The organism is Spirosoma harenae (assembly GCF_054776975.1).
Genome location: NZ_BAAHBD010000006.1, coordinates 410,719 through 431,103 on the forward strand (window position 1 = coordinate 410,719; position 20,385 = coordinate 431,103).

17 protein-coding genes are annotated in these 20,385 nt (G+C 46.5%); 8 read left to right on the top strand and 9 right to left on the bottom strand.

Translation table 11 applies throughout. The features are described 5' to 3' along the window. Positions 1-60: 60 nt before the first annotated feature. Entirely contained in the window at positions 61-258 is a 198-nt protein-coding gene (locus ACYVE4_RS05430; RefSeq protein ID WP_460995955.1) for a hypothetical protein, read from the bottom strand. A gap of 103 nt (positions 259-361) precedes the next feature. Continuing rightward, a complete protein-coding gene (locus ACYVE4_RS05435) occupies positions 362-829 on the bottom strand; it encodes a hypothetical protein (RefSeq protein ID WP_460995956.1) in 468 nt (155 codons plus the stop codon). Positions 830-905: 76 nt separating this feature from the next. On the opposite strand from ACYVE4_RS05435, the gene ACYVE4_RS05440 reads away from it, so the two are divergent. Beyond that, positions 906-1,418 (top strand): GNAT family N-acetyltransferase, encoded by a 513-nt coding sequence (locus tag ACYVE4_RS05440; RefSeq protein WP_460995957.1) that lies wholly within the window; start codon positions 906-908, stop codon positions 1,416-1,418. A 55-nt stretch (positions 1,419-1,473) separates the two neighbouring features. Here the strand turns inward: ACYVE4_RS05440 and ACYVE4_RS05445 are convergent, their stop codons facing one another. The 3 genes from ACYVE4_RS05445 to ACYVE4_RS05455 form a co-directional block, all read right to left on the bottom strand. Beyond that, positions 1,474-5,040: a carboxypeptidase-like regulatory domain-containing protein gene (locus ACYVE4_RS05445; RefSeq protein ID WP_460995958.1), complete on the bottom strand. Its 3,567-nt coding sequence runs from the start codon at positions 5,038-5,040 to the stop codon at positions 1,474-1,476. A gap of 66 nt (positions 5,041-5,106) precedes the next feature. Beyond that, a complete protein-coding gene (locus tag ACYVE4_RS05450; RefSeq protein WP_460995959.1) occupies positions 5,107-5,424 on the bottom strand; it encodes a putative quinol monooxygenase in 318 nt (105 codons plus the stop codon). A 196-nt stretch (positions 5,425-5,620) separates the two neighbouring features. Continuing rightward, on the bottom strand, positions 5,621-7,201 hold the full coding sequence (locus tag ACYVE4_RS05455) for a DUF4394 domain-containing protein (protein ID WP_460995960.1): 1,581 nt from the start codon (positions 7,199-7,201) through the stop codon (positions 5,621-5,623). A 262-nt stretch (positions 7,202-7,463) separates the two neighbouring features. Here ACYVE4_RS05455 and ACYVE4_RS05460 point away from each other — a divergent pair, with 262 nt between their 5' ends. From ACYVE4_RS05460 to ACYVE4_RS05475, 4 genes are all read left to right on the top strand, one after another. Beyond that, positions 7,464-8,435, top strand: a complete 972-nt coding sequence (locus tag ACYVE4_RS05460) for an aldo/keto reductase (protein ID WP_460995961.1) — start codon at positions 7,464-7,466, stop codon at positions 8,433-8,435. Between the two features lie 115 nt (positions 8,436-8,550). Next, entirely contained in the window at positions 8,551-9,234 is a 684-nt protein-coding gene (locus ACYVE4_RS05465) for a response regulator transcription factor (protein WP_460995962.1), read from the top strand. Then, positions 9,231-10,508, top strand: coding sequence for a sensor histidine kinase (locus ACYVE4_RS05470; protein WP_460995963.1), 1,278 nt, complete (start codon positions 9,231-9,233; stop codon positions 10,506-10,508). Before ACYVE4_RS05465 ends, ACYVE4_RS05470 begins: the two co-directional genes overlap by 4 nt. 34 nt (positions 10,509-10,542) lie before the next feature. Continuing rightward, positions 10,543-12,738, top strand: coding sequence for a TonB-dependent receptor (locus ACYVE4_RS05475; protein WP_460995964.1), 2,196 nt, complete (start codon positions 10,543-10,545; stop codon positions 12,736-12,738). A 57-nt stretch (positions 12,739-12,795) separates the two neighbouring features. On the opposite strand, the gene ACYVE4_RS05480 is transcribed toward ACYVE4_RS05475, so the two are convergent. Then, positions 12,796-13,518, bottom strand: coding sequence for an SDR family oxidoreductase (locus ACYVE4_RS05480; RefSeq protein ID WP_460995965.1), 723 nt, complete (start codon positions 13,516-13,518; stop codon positions 12,796-12,798). A gap of 88 nt (positions 13,519-13,606) precedes the next feature. Between ACYVE4_RS05480 and ACYVE4_RS05485 the strand changes: the two genes are divergently transcribed. Further along, positions 13,607-14,536, top strand: coding sequence for a tryptophan 2,3-dioxygenase family protein (locus ACYVE4_RS05485; RefSeq protein WP_460995966.1), 930 nt, complete (start codon positions 13,607-13,609; stop codon positions 14,534-14,536). A 22-nt stretch (positions 14,537-14,558) separates the two neighbouring features. On the opposite strand, the gene ACYVE4_RS05490 is transcribed toward ACYVE4_RS05485, so the two are convergent. Then, positions 14,559-15,335 (bottom strand): hypothetical protein, encoded by a 777-nt coding sequence (locus tag ACYVE4_RS05490; RefSeq protein ID WP_460995967.1) that lies wholly within the window; start codon positions 15,333-15,335, stop codon positions 14,559-14,561. A gap of 238 nt (positions 15,336-15,573) precedes the next feature. On the opposite strand from ACYVE4_RS05490, the gene ACYVE4_RS05495 reads away from it, so the two are divergent. Next, positions 15,574-15,906, top strand: coding sequence for a hypothetical protein (locus tag ACYVE4_RS05495; RefSeq protein WP_460995968.1), 333 nt, complete (start codon positions 15,574-15,576; stop codon positions 15,904-15,906). Positions 15,907-15,992: 86 nt separating this feature from the next. Continuing rightward, the gene (locus ACYVE4_RS05500) at positions 15,993-18,482 is read left to right on the top strand and encodes a TonB-dependent receptor (protein WP_460995969.1); all 2,490 of its coding nucleotides are present in this window, start codon (positions 15,993-15,995) and stop codon (positions 18,480-18,482) included. Positions 18,483-18,594: 112 nt separating this feature from the next. On the opposite strand, the gene ACYVE4_RS05505 is transcribed toward ACYVE4_RS05500, so the two are convergent. Further along, positions 18,595-19,131, bottom strand: a complete 537-nt coding sequence (locus ACYVE4_RS05505; protein ID WP_460995970.1) for a YdeI/OmpD-associated family protein — start codon at positions 19,129-19,131, stop codon at positions 18,595-18,597. Between the two features lie 7 nt (positions 19,132-19,138). Continuing rightward, positions 19,139-20,218, bottom strand: a complete 1,080-nt coding sequence (locus ACYVE4_RS05510; protein ID WP_460995971.1) for a helix-turn-helix transcriptional regulator — start codon at positions 20,216-20,218, stop codon at positions 19,139-19,141. Positions 20,219-20,385: the final 167 nt, after the last annotated feature.

Sequence of the window (20,385 nt, forward strand, 5' to 3'; positions counted from 1 at the left end):
TAAAAGCTTAAACAGCCTCAGTCTAAAAGACAACATTTTATCGTTATCAGTGGAAGCATTTTATGCGCAAATGCGAACCCTCGACAGGCGAATATCCGACCGATTGAATTGTCGTTGCATTTCGGTATATACCCAATCAATGGCTTCGTCGGGGTCAGCAGCAGCCACGGACAAATCAGCATCCAGCCGGATGCTGTGCTTCATCTCATCAAGCACGTCAAATACGACTCGTATTACTTGTTTTTTCTTATAGGCCATAGCAATCAAATCCACTGTTGCAGGCCAAAGGTAACACCTTGCTAATACATTTGTATTATATATAGCAAAATAATATTATAACAGTATCAAACGGTCATTCTCATCACGTTAGCCGTATTTTACCTTTCAGTAACAAATACGCGCCAGCTGTTGCGAGTCCACCAACCAGATACCAGCCAATTGTCATAGCAGCAGTAGCAGGGGTTCGACTGCTGGGAGCCGTACCTAACCCCATCGGACCGGGTAATCCGACGGCTCCGGCACCGGCAGCTAATCCGAGGGCTGTGCCTGCCAGTACGGCGTGTTTTGGTTTAGCTAATCCGACCAGACTATAATACAATGCATTGGAAATCAAATCTCCTCCCAGGGTCCAGAAATAAAGTTGGTCTTCAGGGGGTGCTTTCAATTTTGCCTTTTTCAATCCTTTTTTAATAGCTCGTTCGCCCAGAATATCGGCGCGAGGAGCTTCATCAATAAATTGGCGGGCCGTTTCGTGAAGCGCTGTTAGTACCGTTGCGCCAACCAGTCCGCTACCTAGTGCGGGCAGGATTGTTTTGTTTAGTTTTGTCATACGTCCTTAACTTGCCACCGTTGCCAATTGTTAAGGTGAACGCTACCTCCGACAACCTGAAAATCATTCACTACCAATGTCATTTACCTTTCGCAACGACCAGCCTGAATTAGCCATCGACATCCTGCGCGAAGTAGGGCAATGGCTTGTCGATACCAATCAGGAACTCTGGGCCATCGATACCTTAAAATCCGAAAACTTACTGGATCAATACACGACGGGAAATCTCTATGTGATGTATGCCGCTGAAGAAGGCAAAGCACCGGAACCAGCAGCCGTATTGATTCTGCAATGGGAAGACCCGCTTTTCTGGCCCGACGTTCCGCCGAATACATCCGGTTTCATCCATAAATTAGCCATCCGCCGACAATTTGCCGGACAAAATCTATTTGGCCATATTCTTGATTTCTGCCGAACCGAGTGCCTTAAACGAGGGATCGATACCCTGCAACTCGAAACGGATGCTACGAGGCCTAAACTGATGGCTTTCTACGAACGATATGGCTTTCAGCCTACCTATCAACGACCAATTCACGAGTTTGGTCAATCCTTTCTCTGCCAGTATTATATCATGAAGTTCCACCCTTGAATCGATGAATTATTTAACCCATCAACCCAACACCTAACGGGGGAAAATAAGCGACTTATTGCACCCGAATTCGTCGGACAGCAACAACCGGGCGGCCAGTCGAGGTCATTCCCTGTAAAGTCACCCGGATCGTTTGCACCACATCCGATAACGGAAACATAAGCAAACTGTGGCCCTGACTATCCGTTTGCATTAATGGTTTCCAGTAGAGCACATCCCGTCGATCTACTTTACCAGTGATTGAGTCCTGCGAGGTTTCGGCATTATAGCGCGGCACATAAAATTCTCGTTTCACGGATGGATAGCCAATCAGTTGCAAGGCATGCATGCCTTTTTGCTCACCATTTTTAGATTGATCGGGCCGGAATCGCTTGGTGTAAAAAGCAATAACACCATTGCCCCCCCGAACGCCATAGATACCTGCGGTTCCGGCATTTTTTAGAAATTCAATCCGTTCAATGTCTCCTGGATTAAATGCCAGCAAGCCTGTTCCATCGACATCCTGCACATTCATACCATCGATCAGATAAAGCGGAGTTGTTCCAGCGATAAAACTACCATTCCCTCTTACAACCACTTTATAACTACCTGTTGCCGGTTCCTGAGTGACAGTTACACCGGCTACACGCCCGCGCATCATTTCATACAGATTCGCAAATGGGGGCGATTTTTCATCAAAAACAAGCGTTGCGTCGGCACCGTTATGCAAACTACGGCTCTTGATATCATCCGGACGTTCGTCAAACCGCCTGGCTTTAACGGTTACGGCCTTGAGCACTTTCACTGTTTTATCCCGATATAAATCCGCATCTGATTCCTGACGGATACGCGCTTCAGCCAATTGAGTCTTCAGGGCAGCCCAGTTTGATAATCGGACGATTGTGTCTTGTTGCCAGGTTACGTCTGGCCCTTCCAGCACCAAATGCGCGTCTTTGTCGGGTATGTTTTTCAGTTGATGATCGGTTAGCTGCGTCATGAGCTGGATCGTATCGGCAATATCCAGCCCCGCTAGTCGAAAACGCCCCCGCTCATTTGTCCCTGCCGATTTAACGAACGACTTACCGGGAACCGTCGAAGCCAGAAAAACCTGCGCACCCGAAATGGGTTGATTCTTAGCATTCAGTACGCGACCAGCTACCGATACGCCCCCGAGTAATTCTGATTTTGGCGTACCACTTATTCGTCGCCATCCTTGCGTCAATAATAAATCATCCAATGCCCGGCGCGTTTCGAGCGAGTTGTCTTTCAGATAAACGTTAGGCTGCTCAACCCGTCCACGTAATTCGCCAGTCAACAGAAGATGGGTCTGAAAATTGGCTTCAGCGGTATCGTCAGGTACTTGTGTAGCATCGGTGATGGAAACCGATAACGCTGCCATAGCGGGCAATCCTTCATCATTAAGATTAAGACTTAAAGCAACCTGTTCGCGGGGTTTGAACCGAGGTTTATTTGCATCGATAAGTACGCGGACAGGTGGTATCTGCTGTGGTATGAATACCAATCGTTCAGCTTTCGGGCGAGCAGCCGCGTCATATAGGGTCAGCTCATTAAGCCCTGCCGGAAGTGGTTCAACAGGTAAACTTACCCGAGCAATACCGTTCTGCAACAGGATTTTCCGCCGATCCACCAGATATCCCTGATGCTGCACCAGTAGGTAAACAGAATCTACAGCAGGTCGATTGGTCCCGATAATAGTGAGTGCTAACTGATTAGTATCGCTAACGATGTCGACCGCCAGCTGCAACCCGTCAGATTCTGCCTTCGGTAAAGGAATTTTCAGTGTTTGTCCTGTATGAACGATCTCAGCCAAATACGTTTTACCGGCTTCGGCAGTCATCACAAAACTTCCCATCCCAAATTGGTTGGTATTGAGCTTACAAATCTCCGTTCCATCTATGGTCACAACTCGGCCCGAAGCGGGTACGCCATGCCCATTCGGATCAACGATTTTTATTCCTAATCGAGATGACAGGCCCGTTATCCAATGCCCACCTTCCGGTAAGATCTGTATATCCAATGGTTTTGGCTCTGGAATAACTGATTTTGGCGGGGTACTCTGTACCAGATTATAAACAGCAATGGATCGTTCAAACGCAGGGCGATACTGCCCGTCGTCCTCGTCGGTATACGCCCGCAACCGATACGTACCTGAAGATAAGGTATCCGCCAATCGAAAATTACCAGCCGCCCTACCGTCCGCTACACGCATCCATTGATGTTGTACGAGCTTTCCATTGGGCGTTACAATGTCAACGTGGATTGCCGTTTCGCCAAGCGGACGGAGATTGGTGACAGCATCAATCAGATAAACACTTAGCCATATACGGTCGCCAGTGGCATAGAATGGCTTATCTGTATGCACAAACAGAATCGGTGCTAGTGTCTGAAAACGATCTATATAATTTTTTGAAATACGCTCCAGACGAGCGTCGGGCAATAAGAACCTACCCTGCGTTATGATTGGCGTACTTTTTGTTGAATCCGTACTGCTTTGTGTATTTTGTGTAGGCAGCCAATCAGCCGGCAACATGGTCGATAGCCGATCATCGGAAAGCGACCCATAGACCACCATACCATTGGGCATCGTAACGGTTCCATCAACCGTAAGCTGGATCTGATTCAAGGGCAGTTTAATCTCCGAATATGCATAGCGGGCATCTATATACGGTGAGTAAAGTGATGTAGCCAGCGTGTTAAAGACAATCAGCTTTTTGTCCGATACGAGTTGACGTTCAAACGGCAATCGACCAGGCTGGATCAGCTCCTTTAGTTTTAGCGGCCATAAATGACCCTTTGTCGAATCGGTTGCAACCGAGCCAGCGAGTATAATCCGATTAGAAAGCGTTCTCATCGGCAATACGGCCGGATTCTCCTGGAAAACCATAAAGCCTTCCTTCTCGTAGGTGCCATCAATAATACTGGCCATCAGATGACGGGTCGAACCTTTATAGGCAAGCATTCGATTTCGACGGAAACGTCTGGTTTGCCGCTCATCAACGGCTTTCATCTCCTCAAAATGTACTGAGCCCGCAAAAAAGACCTTTTGAAAAGCACCGTCGAAATGGAGTAGTTCGTATTTCAACCGATACCCTAAAGCGTGATTTTCAATGATAATCGGTTCGGTAGCCGTGGCTTTCAAGTGCCCATCTTCCTCCTTAAAACTGAGCACATCGCTATTAATAATTACACACTGGCCGCCAAATGGCTCGCCGAGCAACTGCCGTTTAAACTGCTTGAGCTGCCGCTCCCATTTCTTCTGATTACCTCGAACCGTTACGGTCAGCAATGTCTGATCGCCCGGTTTGAGCCGGAAATTAGCTTTGTTATTCTGGCTGGTATTTAAGCGTAGGGTTAATCGTTGTGACTGATAACCCACAAAAGAAGCTACTACCTCAACTGTTCCGAGCGGAACACCGGCTAAGGCATATTCACCTCGCTCGTTGGTAATAGTACCACGAGTACTACCATTCACATACACGTTGGCGAACGGCATTGCCTTACCAGTGGAGGCATCGACAACGGTTCCTGTAAGGGTAAGCGTACTCGTTTGGGCATGTACCCACAACGATGGCCTGAGCAGCCAACAGGTCATCAACCAAACGATAGCAAGTTGACGATTCATGAATTCCTACACGGCCTAGAAGATGCCTACGAAGAAGCCACGATTTAAGTGATTTTACTCACATTCTCAATAGATTACCTCTTCCAATTTTTCGATAGATTCCAGCTTCTCGATGGAAAAAGCCGTTGCTCGTTCGGCAAACACGGTTTTGAGTGAAGACCAGGTCTTCTGAAAAAATTCGCTCTTGCGATATTTTTCCAGCGCTTCTGCTGACTCCCACAAACTATAGGTTAGTCGAACATTTTGCTGATCATGATCACGCAGAAGCTCAAGGTGGCAATTACCAGGAAACGCCCTGATTTGTTGCTTGGCTGCGTCAAATATCAAGTGAAAATCGGAGAGTTTGTCCTCCTGAACGGTCATACGAACAATACGAACAAGCATGTTGAGTCTAAAAAAGGAAAGTTAAATCAATAAATTTATCGCCTTATTTTTTGATACTTAAACTATATATTTCATCGTATAAGCGAACAAAGACTATGCCATCCTACCGAATTTGTATAGTAAAAATTAACCAGTCATTAAAAAGCCCGATCTGCTTAACGCAAACCGGGCTGGACTAACTCGAAACCTTTATTCCTTAGAAACCTAAACCGATAGCAAATCCACGAACCGATGTAGGATTACCAGGAAAATCGGTTTCGAACGTAGCCGCGCCAGTTGTTAGGTTAATACTATACAATTTGCTGACTCCTCCCGACCGAAGCAGGGCATATCCTTTGTTCGAAGCCCCTCCAATGTCAAACCCATTCCCTCCTTCAGCCGATACGCCAAGAGCACCTATGCTTACCAGTTTTCCGTCGTTAGGAGGAGTTTGTTGAAATAGCATGGCGTTACCTGTCCGGGTATCAATATCATAGAGGGCAGTTGCCGTTGCTCCCGCGAAGTTATTCGTGTAAGCAGCTCCCGTTACGTTCGGTGAACCCATGCCAGAAGTATAGGCCAGTGTACCATCAACAGCCGCCACGGTACCATCATTTGGATTGAGTCGCAAATCCTGTCCATTGAAACCAACCAGACGAATACGATCGACAGTTGGGTTGAAGTCAAACCCAAAATCACCACCTCCACTAGGAATTGATGGGCTAAACGATCCCGATCCAACTGCTGTTGCAGCTCCGTTTGACGTATTGATTGTATAGAGTCGGCTGGTGCTACCTAATGCAAATAGCTGGCCATTAGCTGGTCGGAAATCGATACCATAGATCGTTTCGCCAGGTTGTAATCCCGTTATTGATTTGACGAAGCCAGACGATGGACGGGTTTGAAAGACGATAATGTGTAAATTATTGCTTCCATCAACTGCATAAGCGACCGGTTCGGTTGGAATAGCAATCCCAACAATACTGGTTGTGCCAGGAAGATCGCCCAAACGCTCAGCTCTCCCCGTGGTCAGGTTCATTTCGTAAAGCCCCTGTGTTGTTCCGCCAATCAATACTGCCAGCGCGTTTCCGTTGGGAGCAATATCGAAACTACCTCGGCCCGCAATATCGACTCCTAATGGTCCTATTTCGACCAAGGTTCCATTGTTAGGCGGATCCTGACGATACAGCTTGTCAGTTATTGGATCAATGTCATACAGAGTTGTCGTGGTAACGCCAGCAAAGTTGTTTGAATAGGCAACGCCTGTAACTCCGGCTCCTGGCGCACCGTTTATCGCACCATCAACTGTCATTACAATACCCGTTTCCGGATTCAGACGCAGATTTTGTCCTCGGTTAGTCACTAATCGAATGCGATCAACTGTCGGATTAAAATCGAATCCAACGACATCACCGTTAATAGCGGGGGTAAACGGACCTGATCCAAGTGGTGTGGCTACTCCATTGACCAAATTGATCATGTAAATCCGGCTGCCATTACTTACGCCATACAATTGCCCGGTTGCAGGCCGAAAATCGATTGATACCAATCGTTCATTGTTTAAGAGCCCTGTAATGGTTGTGGTACCCTGATTAACACCCGGACTCTGGGTATTAATTTTCATCAGCTGATTATTATCTGTTAGAACATAGAACATAAAATCAGTCGACAGACGTGCACTGCCATAGCCAGTTTGCGGGTCCAACTGAGGCTGTACGTCTTTACAGGCGTAAATGGTTAGCATCAGTCCAATGGCCACCAGGCCACTCAGAAAGCGGAGAGGTTTGTTATAAAACATAGGGGTAGTTTGTAAAATTTTTCACGAACGCGTATGATAGTATAGTGTCATACGGCTGCCGAGTGTAAATGGATTGCGAAACATTAAAAAAAAATTAAAATCATATTATATGGCGATTTTTTGGCCTTTTGTAATCATTTCCTGACGAACCAGTTAAACGTTTCAGTAGTAATTCGCCGAATAACTTTCTTTGTATAGTTGACGCTTTACCCACTTTTTATCGTAAAGGGGATTGCTCAATGTCTAATCTAAAATCCTACTTATGAATTACCGCACATTTGGCCGTACAGGCTGGCAAGTCTCCGAAATTGGCTATGGCATGTGGGGCCTCGCTGGCTGGACTGGCTCCGACAAACAGGAAGTACTCCGCGCGCTTGAACGGTCAGTTGACTTAGGCTGCAACTTTTTCGATACGGCCTGGGCTTATGGCGATGGCATCAGTGAAGAAGTTTTGAATCAACTGCTCAAAAACCATCCTGACAAAAAACTGTACGCAGCGACGAAAATTCCGCCCAAAAACCGGAAATGGCCATCCAAACCAAGTTATGACATAGCTGATGTATTTCCAGCAGATTATATCGTGGAATACACGGAAAAGAGTCTAAAAAATCTCGGCGTCGAAACAATCGATTTGCAGCAGTTCCACGTCTGGGAAGACGGTTGGGCTGACCAGGATGAATGGAAAGAAGCCATAACAAAACTCACCCAGCAAGGCAAAGTCCAGGCCTGGGGCGTTTCGGTCAATCGCTGGGAACCCGACAATTGCCTGAATACGCTTCACACCGGAATGATTGACGCCGTACAGGTCATCTACAACATTTTTGATCAGAACCCCGAAGACAATCTGTTTCCTCTTTGCCGCGAATTGAATATTGGCGTCATTGCGCGCGTTCCGTTCGATGAAGGAACACTTACAGGTACATTCACTAAAGAAACGACATTCCCGGCCAGCGATTGGCGTTCGACGTATTTCGTACCTGAAAATCTGAATAGCAGTGTCGATCATGCAGAAGCTCTCCGGCCACTGATTCCATCGGGAATGACCATGCCTGAAATGGCCTTACGCTTCATTTTAAGTAATCCTGACGTGCATACAACCATTCCAGGCATGCGCCAGATCCGGAACGTCGAAGCAAACATTTCCGCCAGCGATGGCAATGGTTTAGGGTCTAAACTTCTGCACGAGTTGAAAAATCACCGCTGGGATCGAACCCCAACATCGTGGAGTCAATAGTTTTGTAATGTATGATGTAGGATATATGTTGTATGAGATTGACTGCACGATACATCCTATATCCTATATCCTACATCCTACATCCTACATCCTACTTCTTACATCATACATCTGAATGAAGATCCTTTTAGTCGAAGATGAGCCAGCACTACAACGATCTGTCCAACAGTACCTTGAGGATGAAGGATATGTAGTAACTACAGCAACAACCTACCACCAGGCAGCAACCCGGACCCACGATTATGATTACGACTGCGTTGTAGTCGATTTAATGCTTCCCGACGGTAACGGCCTCGATCTTGTTCGCGAACTGAAACGGCAGCAATCAACGGTCGGGATTATTGTTATAACGGCCAAAGATGCACTAGCCGATAAACTCACCGGTCTTGACGCGGGTGCTGACGATTACCTGACCAAGCCTTTTCATTTACCTGAACTCAACGCTCGTTTGCGTTCTGTACTACGTCGGCGGCTATTTAGTGGGCAAGCTCAGGTCAAAGCAGGTGAACTTACATTATGGCCTGATCAGCAGCGAGTAAGCCTTGGTGCTACCGACATCAAACTAACGGGTAAAGAGTATGAACTGCTCCTTTTTTTAATCACAAACGCAGATCGTATTTTATCAAAATCAGCCATTGTTGAGCACGTTTGGGGCGATGCGATGGATGCCGTCGATTCGCATGAATTTCTCTATACACACGTAAAAAATCTGCGTCGGAAGCTCATCGCAGCCGGTTGCCCTGACTATATTCAGACTCGGTATGGAGCGGGGTACGTTTTTTCAACTCGATTATTATGAGTCTGCTCAATCAAACGGCTCGGTATCTACTTTTTACGGCACTAGCGATTGCCTTAATTGGTTCGGCAGGGTTTTATATCCTGATTCACAAAACGATTCAGCACGAAGTCGATGAGATTTTGATGAGTCAGGTTGAGCAGGTTGAACAGCGATTGAAAACATTACCCTCTGGCGTCCCGCTACACGCCGATTTGGACGACAATCCACATGTGGAACGCATCAATTCTATCGGCAAAACTCACCCCGATTTTTCGGATCATTTGTTACCTAATCCCTTAAAACAAGGCGGGTTAGCACCGTTTCGCCAGGTAAAAGCCATTGTATTCGTCAGTGGGCAAAAATATCAGGTCACTGTTCGGCAGGCCTATTATGAATTTGACGAACTAGCTCGATTGATGTCTGTAGGGATTATTTGGGGCTTTTTAGTGCTCATGGCCTTATCGGTAGTCGTCGGTCTGGGACTTGCTCGTCGATTATGGCGTCCTTTTTACGCGACTATTGGCCAACTCGGAGAGTTCAGGCTCGATCAGGCCGTAAACTCCTCGTTTCCCGAAAGCCGCATTCGAGAGTTCAGCCTATTGAGTCAGTCATTGCAGGAGTTGACGCAGAAATTACGTCGACAGTTTTTTTTACAAAAACAGTTTACCGAAAATGCGTCGCATGAACTGCAAACTCCCTTGGCCGTAGCTACTACGGAACTGGATTTTCTGCTCCAATCGACTCATTTGACCGAAACTGATTACACGCACTTACAACGAGCTACAGATGCACTCAGTCGGTTGAGTCAATTGAATCGTTCGCTATTATTGCTCACCCAAGTCGAAAACAACCAATTTATAGATGATGAATTGCTGAATCTAAGCGATTTACTAATTCAATATATTCAAGATTACGAGCCGTTCTTTGTCCACAAAGGCATGGTTGTGGAACAGGCCATCACGCCCAATGTGCAGACTCAAATGAATCGCCAGTTGGCAGACGTTTTAGTAACTAATTTACTGAAGAATGCCGTCCGACATGGATCTACCAATGGCATTGTACGGATCGAATTAACAACCGATGCCTTAACTATTCAGAACACAGGAAATCCATTACCCTTTTCTGATAGTCAATTGTTTAACCGATTCATCAAAGATCCAAGTCGCCCTGACTCAACCGGATTAGGACTAGCCTTAGTGAAGCAAATCTGCGACCGATATGGTCTATCAGTCGTCTATTCGTACAATTCTGAAAAAAGAGAGCATTCGTTTCAAATCTTCAAATTCTCTTCATAATTGGTTCCGAATCTTGCAGGAAATACAGCCAATTATGAAACAATTCTTGCTCTTTATACTATTTACACTGGCTATCGTGCCAGCATTTAGCCAGACCAACCGTATTATTCGGGTTGAAGATAGTGCAACTCACGAGCCTATTATTGGGGCCACAATCCGAACTTCTTCATCCATCAAACCCATGATTGGTGGTGCTACGGATGCTAAAGGTGTTGCAACAATGCCCAATCTGCCAGCTAGCATTACGGCGCTTACGGTTAGTGCTGTTGGTTACGAAACCGAATCATTTCCATTAACATCGGGTAATGATACGTTGGTTTTTCACCTCAAATCGGCTGACGAAGCTATTGATGAAGTGACCGTTACGGCTACTCGTACGAATTCACGCATTGAGGATTTGCCCATCAAAGTGGAAGTACTGGGTCTGGAAGATATGGACGAAGAAAGTGCCGTAGTTCCGGGCAATGTGAGCAGTATTCTGGGCGATATTTCCATTATTCACGTGCAGCGGACATCAGCAGTAAACGGGAATCAGGCGATTCGGATGCAGGGGCTTGACCCTAAATACACGCAGATTCTGCGCGATGGTTTGCCGCTTTATGAAGGCTTCTCGGGCAATCTGGGGGTTTTACAAATTCCACCGCTTGATTTGAAACAGATTGAAGTGGTCAAAGGATCGGTTTCAACCTTGTATGGGGGTGGCGCTATTGGTGGAATGATCAACATTGTGTCGAAATCCCCAACGTCTGAAAAGCCTGAATTTACGGCTCTACTCAATCACTCGAATCTGAAAGAAACGAACCTGAATGCCTACTACTCGCAACGATACGGCAAAACCGGCCTGACTCTTTTTACGGGCTATACTAACCAACAGGCCGTCGATGTAACTGGCGATGGGTATACCGATAGCCCGCAAATCAAACAATTCAATTTTCATCCCAAGTTTTTCTACAACCCTTCGGAACACACCAAACTGAATATTGGTTACGCGTTCACAACCGAACATCGGGAAGGTGGCTATTTACCAGCGCTGGAAGGCGCACAACCAAACGCCTACCAAAATATCACTGATTTACAACGACATACTGTTGATTTTGACGCCAGCCATACTACATCAGCGACGAACATAATTACGCTCAAAGGTGCTTTCAGTACGTTTCACCGACAGAATACGGATTACCAGAAATTATCGGACGGTAACCAGTCGTCGGTGTATCTGGAAGCGAACGATTTCGCAAAGCTTGGTAAACATCAATTGATTGGCGGATTAAATCTGACCATTGAATCATTCCGCAAAAATCCAGATAGTACTCGGTTATTGAATTATACGTATGCTACTGTCGGCGCGTTCGTACAGGATGATTGGCAACTTGGCGAAAAAGTAGCACTACAGGCTGGTTTGCGTCTTGACCATCACAATACGTTTGGGAGTTTTCTACTGCCTCGATTATCCGTAAAAATTAAACCTTCTGAACCGTGGACAGTACGATTAAGCGCCGGAACGGGTTACAAAGCCCCAAACCTGTTTGTAAATCAAACGCCGGGCCAATTAGGCGTCAGTCTGATTTTCCCGCGCTTGTTACCGATTGATATCAACGCGGTAAAAGCCGAAAAATCAGTCGGAACAAACATTGACATTGCTTATTCAAAAACTTTCGAGAGTGGATTTTCGGTACAGGTCGATCAGGCGTTTTATTATACATACGTCAATTCGCCTGTTGTATCGACTTTCTCCAGCCTATCAAACAATTTGGGCGCTTATACCCAGCTGATTAATGCGCCATACAATATACTAAGTCTTGGAACTGATACCTATGTTCGGCTCGAATACCAATCGTACGAACTGTATTTCGGCTACAATCATACTTTAGCTCGCCGTGATGGCCCAACGGACAATACATATCTACCCTTAGCTCCGCAGGACAAATTTTCGACGACACTAGCCTGGGAAAATGAGCATTTCCGGTTTGGAATCGAAAGCAGTTACGTGGGCACGCAATATCTGTATAATAACGAAAAAGTACGCAATTACTGGTTCTTCGCTGGTGCCGCCGAATACCACTACAACGACCACTGGCGACTGGTTTTGAACGCTGAAAACCTATTCAACATCAAACAGGCCAACTACGAAACCGTCGTAACTGGGCCGATCAGCCAGCCATCTTTCCGCCCCATCTGGGCCCCGCTCGAAGGGCGGATTGTGAATTTGGCGCTGAAGTATACACTTTGATGTAGGGTATATGATGTATGTTTTTGCTAGTTAATACATCATATATCCTACATCTCTTTAATATTCCTGCGAAAGTGGGTGAATCATAAATTCGTCAATCACAACATGCGCTGGGCGGCTGACAATAAAGAGCATTGACTCGGCCATGTCTTCGTTTTTGAGCCAGCTTCCCCGGCTTTCCTGTCGATGCCCTTCGGCGTGGAAACTGGAATCGACCAGGCCGGAGTAAACGCCCGTTACTTTGATATTCAAAGAACGTACTTCTTTGCGTAATGCGCCTGTAAACGCTTCCTGCGCGTATTTGCTGGCCGTATACAATGCTCCACCGGCGAAGGTACGTTTGGCTACATCGGAAGCGACGACGACGATATGTCCCGAATGCTGTGCTTTTAAAATAGGCAAAGCCGCTTTTGTCAGCAGAAACGTGCCTTTCACGTTGGTGGCCATCAGGTCGTCCCATTCGCTGGCGGAAATTTCATCGATGTTTTTGAAGATGCCGTAACCCGCGTTGTTGATCACAACATCAATGTGTTTGAATTGATCGTGAGCCGTTTTTACAACGGCGTCCATATCGGCCTCGTTGCTTACGTCGCCGGGCACGGCGACAATTTTACCGCGTACATGCCCTTCAGTTGCTTCTTTTTCGAGCTGGGTTAATTCGTCGGCGTTTCGAGCCGTTACGACGACATTAGCGCCATGTTGAGCCAGCAATAAAGCGGTTGCGCGACCGATTCCCCGCGATGCGCCGGAAATAATGATGGTTTTATTTTCTACGTTCATAGTGGTTTCAAAACCCAAAGGTGCGTACAAAGTTCACAAAGAAGTGATCAACTTACGACCTTTATAGCAGATTCATAATGATAACCGTATGGACGAGTCACTCAACAACAAACTAGCTCAGCTTGAACAGAAATTCGCAGCAATGGGGCAAGACATAGCCTCCTACCTCGACGGGCTGCTTCAGGCTGATTACCTGACTTATTGGGATTATATTCACCTCGAAACCCTCCTTTCGTTACAGAACCCTAAAACAGCTTACCCCGACGAGCTGATTTTCGTTACGTACCATCAAATCACCGAATTATACTTCAAACTGATTCTGCACGAAATTGCTCAGATAGCTGACGCATCTCCTCTCACCACTGCGTTTTTTGTGGCTCGATTACAACGCATCAATCGGTATGTCAACTTGCTCGAAGATTCGTTTGGGGTGATGATTTCGGGTATGGAGCGCGAACAGTTTTTAAAATTTCGCATGGCGCTGCTACCATCCAGTGGCTTCCAGTCGGTACAGTTTCGCGAAATTGAAATCGTCTCGACCGATTTCCGGAATCTGCTGGTGTCGGCTCCCGAAGAACCAGCCTCTGTGGATGACCTATACGATTTTTTGTACTGGAAACAGGGCGCAACGGAATTATCTACCCAACAAAAAACGCTTACGCTTCGACAGTTTGATCAACACTATAAATCAAGTCTGATTCGATTCGCGAAGGAGTACGAAGCCAAAAACCTGAATCATCGATTCGAGCAATTAGCCTCGTCAGGCCAGGTGTCAACTGAATTGGTCAGCGCTCTGCGCGAGTACGATTGGCGGGTAAACGTACGCTGGAAACTGGCGCACTTACGATCGGCAGTGCAATACTTACATAAAGAGCCAGAAGATATCAAAGCAACCGGCGGTACCAACTGGCAAACCTATCTCCCCCCGATTCAGCAGCGACGTGTGTTTTTCCCAGCGTTATGGTCGGCTGAGGAATTAGTGAACTGGGGGCGATCCGTAGAATATCCTGCTACCTAAACTCCTGTCTGTTATGGAGAAATCACCACCAGAGCGTTACGGCGTGAGGATCTCTAACAACAAAAGGCCGTCTGTTTTTTCGTCGACAAGCGTGACTGAGTTCCTCGTAGGCAATTCGTTGCATTTCAGTTAGACCTGTTTCTTCGGCCAAATCAGCTAATTGCTCGATAGATTGCAGGATTGATAACGCTCTCTGAAAATCGCCTAAACAACGTAGTGCATCGGCTTTCGATAAACACTCATTGACCGTGATTCCCGAATTTAAGTCAACAATTCGCTTCAGGTTTTCCTGCCAGAAGGCATTGCCTATTTCGCAGCGCTTGGGTAACCGAATCCGTCTGCGAACATATTCTCCCGTTGACAGCGAATAAGTAATCCCAACATTTTCACTATACTCACGAAAGAACGAATTGAATCCCCATCGTATCCGGTTGCGTATATATAGCTCCTCATCCTTGGTTAATGGAAACGGTAAGTTGTGTATCAACTGACAATATTCTGCTAAACCAAGCCCAACTACCTGGCGGGGGTTTCTTCGACCTAACTCATCTTCTTCGAGGAAATCAGGATAGTCGGATACATAATCACGAATCGATTTATTCAGGGGAATTAAATCCTGACTACGCTGATAATGAGCACAAAGTGGACACTGAACAAAGCGCCGAGAACCCATACTCTGCGAATAACCATCGGAATAAATCCTGACAGATCGCCCTCCGTGATATAACGACGTTACTATCGTATGGAAAACTACTTCCTGGCAACGAGAGCACTTATAGGCATCGATTGAATAGGTCATAAATTGGTGTGGATTCTTTATCCTAATTTTGAATAATACTGACGATAAGCTGCGTCTACTTAAGCAAAAGCTTGTAAAAATAGTATTTAACTCATTTTATTTGCTCCTGATAAATTTTTTAGACGAGTCTAAAACCTTTTATCAGGTCAGTTTGTACCTTTGGTAACAAAACGTTTGTCAGGCTGATTGTTAAGTAGATAATCAATTGATCAATTGCCTCCATAATCATCGGTTACACGTGGCTCGTGTGTTGCTTGGCCTGTTCCTGGCCATGTGGCTCAACGGTGTTGTGTTTCGCCATGCGCACCGACTGGAAAATGGACGACTGATTGTTCACGCGCACCCCTACTGGCCATTTGGGAAAGGGCCTATCCAGCCAAACAATCACACAGCCCAGGAAATTTTAATGTTGGAATTAGCTGGTAATCTGCCAGTTATTCTGACTAGTTTCTTTGCTTTCCTTTTCCTGCTCCGAACGCATTCGAAAGGCGTTTTTCTAGTTAAAGATCGCGTTTTTCAGTATTCTTCTCCATTCCGTTATTTTTCGCATCGAGGGCCGCCCGTTGTTTGACAACTTCCTGATTTCGTGCACACTGATTTCATAATCAGTGCTTTGCATGGTTTAGTCGTGATCTACCCAATCAAACAACATCCTGAATGAAATTATTTTTCCTGGTAATTAGTCTAGGACTTTTCGGTCTTAGGCTAACCGGAGGTCTGCTGTATGCACAGCCATCTCCTAATCGAATTATTCGCGGTTCGGTTACCGACGCCGATAGCCATAAACCCATTCCGTTTGGAAATATTACGGTTACGGGCCAAAATAAAGGCGCTATTACAGACGCTCGTGGGCAATTCTCTGTAGCTATCAAATTAGACACGCTCCCTCACGAACTGATCATTTCCTGCGTCGGCTTTAAATCCGATACGATCACCGTTGCCCCCGGAACGGATAGCTATTCGGCCACTTTATTACCCGTTGTAAATGCTCTAAATGAAGTGGTTGTAACAGGTGTTACACGCGGCACACTACTCCGCCAAAATCCCGTAGCAATTTTAGCTATTTCGCACCGGGCTATCGAGGGAACAGCCAGCAGTAATATTATTGATGTGCTGGTTAAGAATGCGCCCGGCCTGAATGCGGTAAAAACCGGTCCTAATATTTCGAAACCGTTTATTCGCGGGCTAGGCTACAACCGGGTTTTAACGCTCTACGATGGAGTTCGTCAGGAAGGCCAGCAATGGGGTGATGAACATGGAATTGAAGTCGATAACTACAATATTGATCGGGCCGAAGTAATAAAAGGTCCGGCCAGTTTGATGTATGGCTCCGATGCACTGGCGGGTGTGGTAAGTATGCTGCCTATGTATCCGAAAGATACCGAAGGCAAACTAAAGGTGGGCATTGTCACCGAGTATCAATCCAATAATCGGCTTCTGGGTGAGTCGATCAGTCTGGCGTCGGGGGGATCGCGGTGGGCGTGGAATTTGCGCGGGTCGATTCGGGCGGCTACCAATTACAAAAACAAAATTGACGGACGAGTTTATAATACGGGGTTCTCTGAACGAACCCTAACGGCTATGCTCGGCTATACGGGGCATCAGGGCTACTCCCGTTTTGGGGCGTCGCTCTATGATAATCTGCAGGGAATTCCCGACGGAAGCCGTGATTCGCTCACACGTCAGTTTACCAAACAAGTTGCCGAAACGGATCTGGACGATATTCAAAATCGACCCATTGTACCGGCCAGCGAGCTTTCTTCGTATCATCTTAGCCCGTTACATCAGCATATCCAGCATTATCGACTGCATACCAACAATCACTATCAGATTGGCAATGGCGAGATTGATGTGTTGCTCGCTTTCCAGCAGAATGTACGCCGAGAATACAGTCATCCGACAAATGTGGATCAACCCAGTTTGTATGTACGACTCAATACGTTGAATTATGGGGTGCGATACAATCTCCCGAACATTGGTCATCTGGCAACAACCGTGGGTGTCAATGGAATGTATCAGGCGAATAAAAACAAAAACGGAACGGCTTTCCCCATTCCCGATTACAGCCTCTTCGATGTCGGCTCGTTTGTTTTCCTAAAATGGCAGGCTGAAAAATTAACCCTGAGTGGTGGGCTGCGCTACGATAATCGGAGCTTGCATGGGGATGATTTTTACGTCCGTAACAATCCAAGAACCGGCTTCGATCAACACGTTTTGCTGCCCGATACGATTGGCGCAACCTTGCAGTATCCGCAGTTGAAGCAATCGTTTACGGGCATCTCAGCCAGCTTTGGTCTGACCTATGAATTCTCTGACAAACTAGCTCTGAAAGCAAATATTGCTCGTGGATACCGCGCGCCAAGTATTACTGAAATTGCCTCTAATGGCCTCGATCCAGGTGCACACATCGTTTACATCGGTAACCGAAATTTCAAACCCGAGTTCAGTATTCAGGAAGACATTGGCCTGACCGCTACCTTTCCTGACGTAAACTTCGGTGTCAGTGTATTTAATAATTACATTCTGAACTACATTTCGCTATCACAATTGGTTGATGCACAGGGCGAACCAGTTGTCATTGTCCCAGGGAACAGAACCTTTCAATATCAACAGGCATCAGCCCAGCTTTTTGGTTTTGAAACCCAGCTCAGTATTCACCCGACAAACTGGCGTGGCTTTACCTTCGATAATAACATCTCGATGGTTCACGGCTACAATCGGGGAGCACGCTACACCGATGCAGGTGTACAAGGCGAATATTTACCGTTTATTCCCCCACTCCGCATCACAACAGGTGTCAGTCAGATTCTACCTGTCAAGAGCAATTGGTTAACTGATCTTACGGTCAAAGCCGACGTCGATTACAACGCCCGACAAGATCGCTACCTGGGTCTAAACGATACCGAAACGGCTACAGCCGCGTTTACCCTTGTCAATTTTGGTATTGATGGGCAAATACATCTTGGAAAAGACCGACCAGCTCTACGCGCTCTGTTCCAGGTCAATAACTTATTCGATACAGTCTACCAGTCAAATTTGAGCCGATTGAAGTATTTCGAATATTTCACCCGATCGCCGAATGGCTACCTGGGCATGTATGGCATGGGGCGTAATATTTGTTTGAAATTGACGATTCCGCTTAACTAAGAACCGGGATTTATGAGGTTGAAGGGATTAAGCTGATTTTGTAAATGGTTGTGTTGCTTCAAAGAAGTGAAAACAAAATCAGTTTAATCCCTTCAATCCCATGAATCCCGGTTCAGACCTTTTTGAAGTGCCGAATCATTTGACCAAAATCCATTTTCATACTTAGCCCCGTAACGGCCTGCGTGAGTCGCTTGGTTTTGGTTTCGATAGTTTTGGCTTCCTCGATCCAATTTGAGAAATAGTTTTGATGCCCTTTGCTCAGCGATTGAAAATGAGCTTTTGCCGTCGGATCATCTTCCAGACAATCGAGCAAATCAGCCGATACAGGTATGGGATCATTATCGACTTCTAATGTCACCTGCACGGAAGTGCCCTCTTCCTCTTTACCCATTCCTCGTCGCATGTCTGCATTGATCGGCATCATAAATCCGCCTTCTAATCCGTCTGTGACACGCTCAACCGAACGGCCTAGTGGTAAAAGCGCGATTTGTTTGATTGGGTACTTATCAAGCGCTCCCTTTACCCGAAAACTTTTTTTGTTACCAGGTTTCAGTTCGTCGGTGATCGCAATTGGAATTTCGATGTAGGTCCAGCGAGTTTTATCGCCTTTCTCGCCGAATTTTTGTAGGATGGTTGTAAAGGTGGGCATATTTGACTTAGCTATATTTTTCCAGCGTAGCCGCCAGCGATAGTTTCATTTCGTTTACCAGACTCTCCGGTTCTAAGACCATCAAATGTTCGCCATAACTACGCAGGTGCATGAGCAAATCGCGGTTGGGTGCCAATCTGAGTCTTACAACGCATTCGCTTTCGGTATCACTTAGGACTTCCTGCGTTTGATGAATGGGTTTGGCTTTTACGTATTGACCAAATAATGGACTGAACGACAGTACAATCTCTTCAACAGGGCCGTGACTATCGGTAATGCCGTAAATATGCTCGAACAATTCACTCACGCTAGCCAATACCTTCGGCGGCACATCGCAGGGATCGTCTAGAAGTTCGAGTTCACTCATGCGGTCGAGGGCGAAGGTTTTTTCGCGACCACTGGCCGCATCGTAGCCAATCACGTACCAACTATCAGCGACCTCCCTCAATAAAATCGGGTGCAGAATGCGCAGTTTCGGCCGTTCGAGAATTGTTGACGTTGGGGCTTTCGCTCGTGCTGTTAATAGCGCTTTTCGTTGCGCCTGGCGGCTCGTCATTGATACAGCTTCTTCGTGTTTCAGGTACCGAAACGCCACCTGACGATTCTGATTGACTGCGCGAATCAACACTGGCACATATTGCCGATTGCCGCCTAAAATCTTCTCTTCGACGTAAACGACCCGGCGCGTCGGTGCATCTGTTTTCACTTCTCGAATAATATCCAGACTCTGCCGAACGCGCTGTAGGGCATTATCGAGCTCGTCGGCCACCGATGCGCCTTGTGTGGCTGCCAACACCTCACGCGCCTGCTCCAGCGCGTCCATATCGTCGGGCGTAAGCATCAGGCTCAACAAACGAAACTGCGGGTCGGTGTAGTAGTAGCCATTTAGGCGTTTGTCGTAGGCAATTGGCGCGTCGTGATCCTCCCGCATCCGCTGAATGTCTTTTTCGAGCGACGAGATTGATCGGATACCGCATTTCTCCTGGCACAGTTCAAATAGCCGTTGTTTGGAATACCGACGCGGGTACCGGCTGATCACTTCATCAATAAGTCGGTAACGCTGAAAAGCAGATCGGGTGATTGGCATAAGGCATGGGGGTAAGGGCGAAGGGCGAAGGGGTAAGGGCTGAGTGTAATACAGTGATTAACCCCATGCCCTTACCCCTCTGCCCATGCCATCGCAAAGCAACGGAAAATATTTTTTAGAAAAAATCGAAGGCCGTAAATAGATTACGTTTTGATGGATATAGTTTT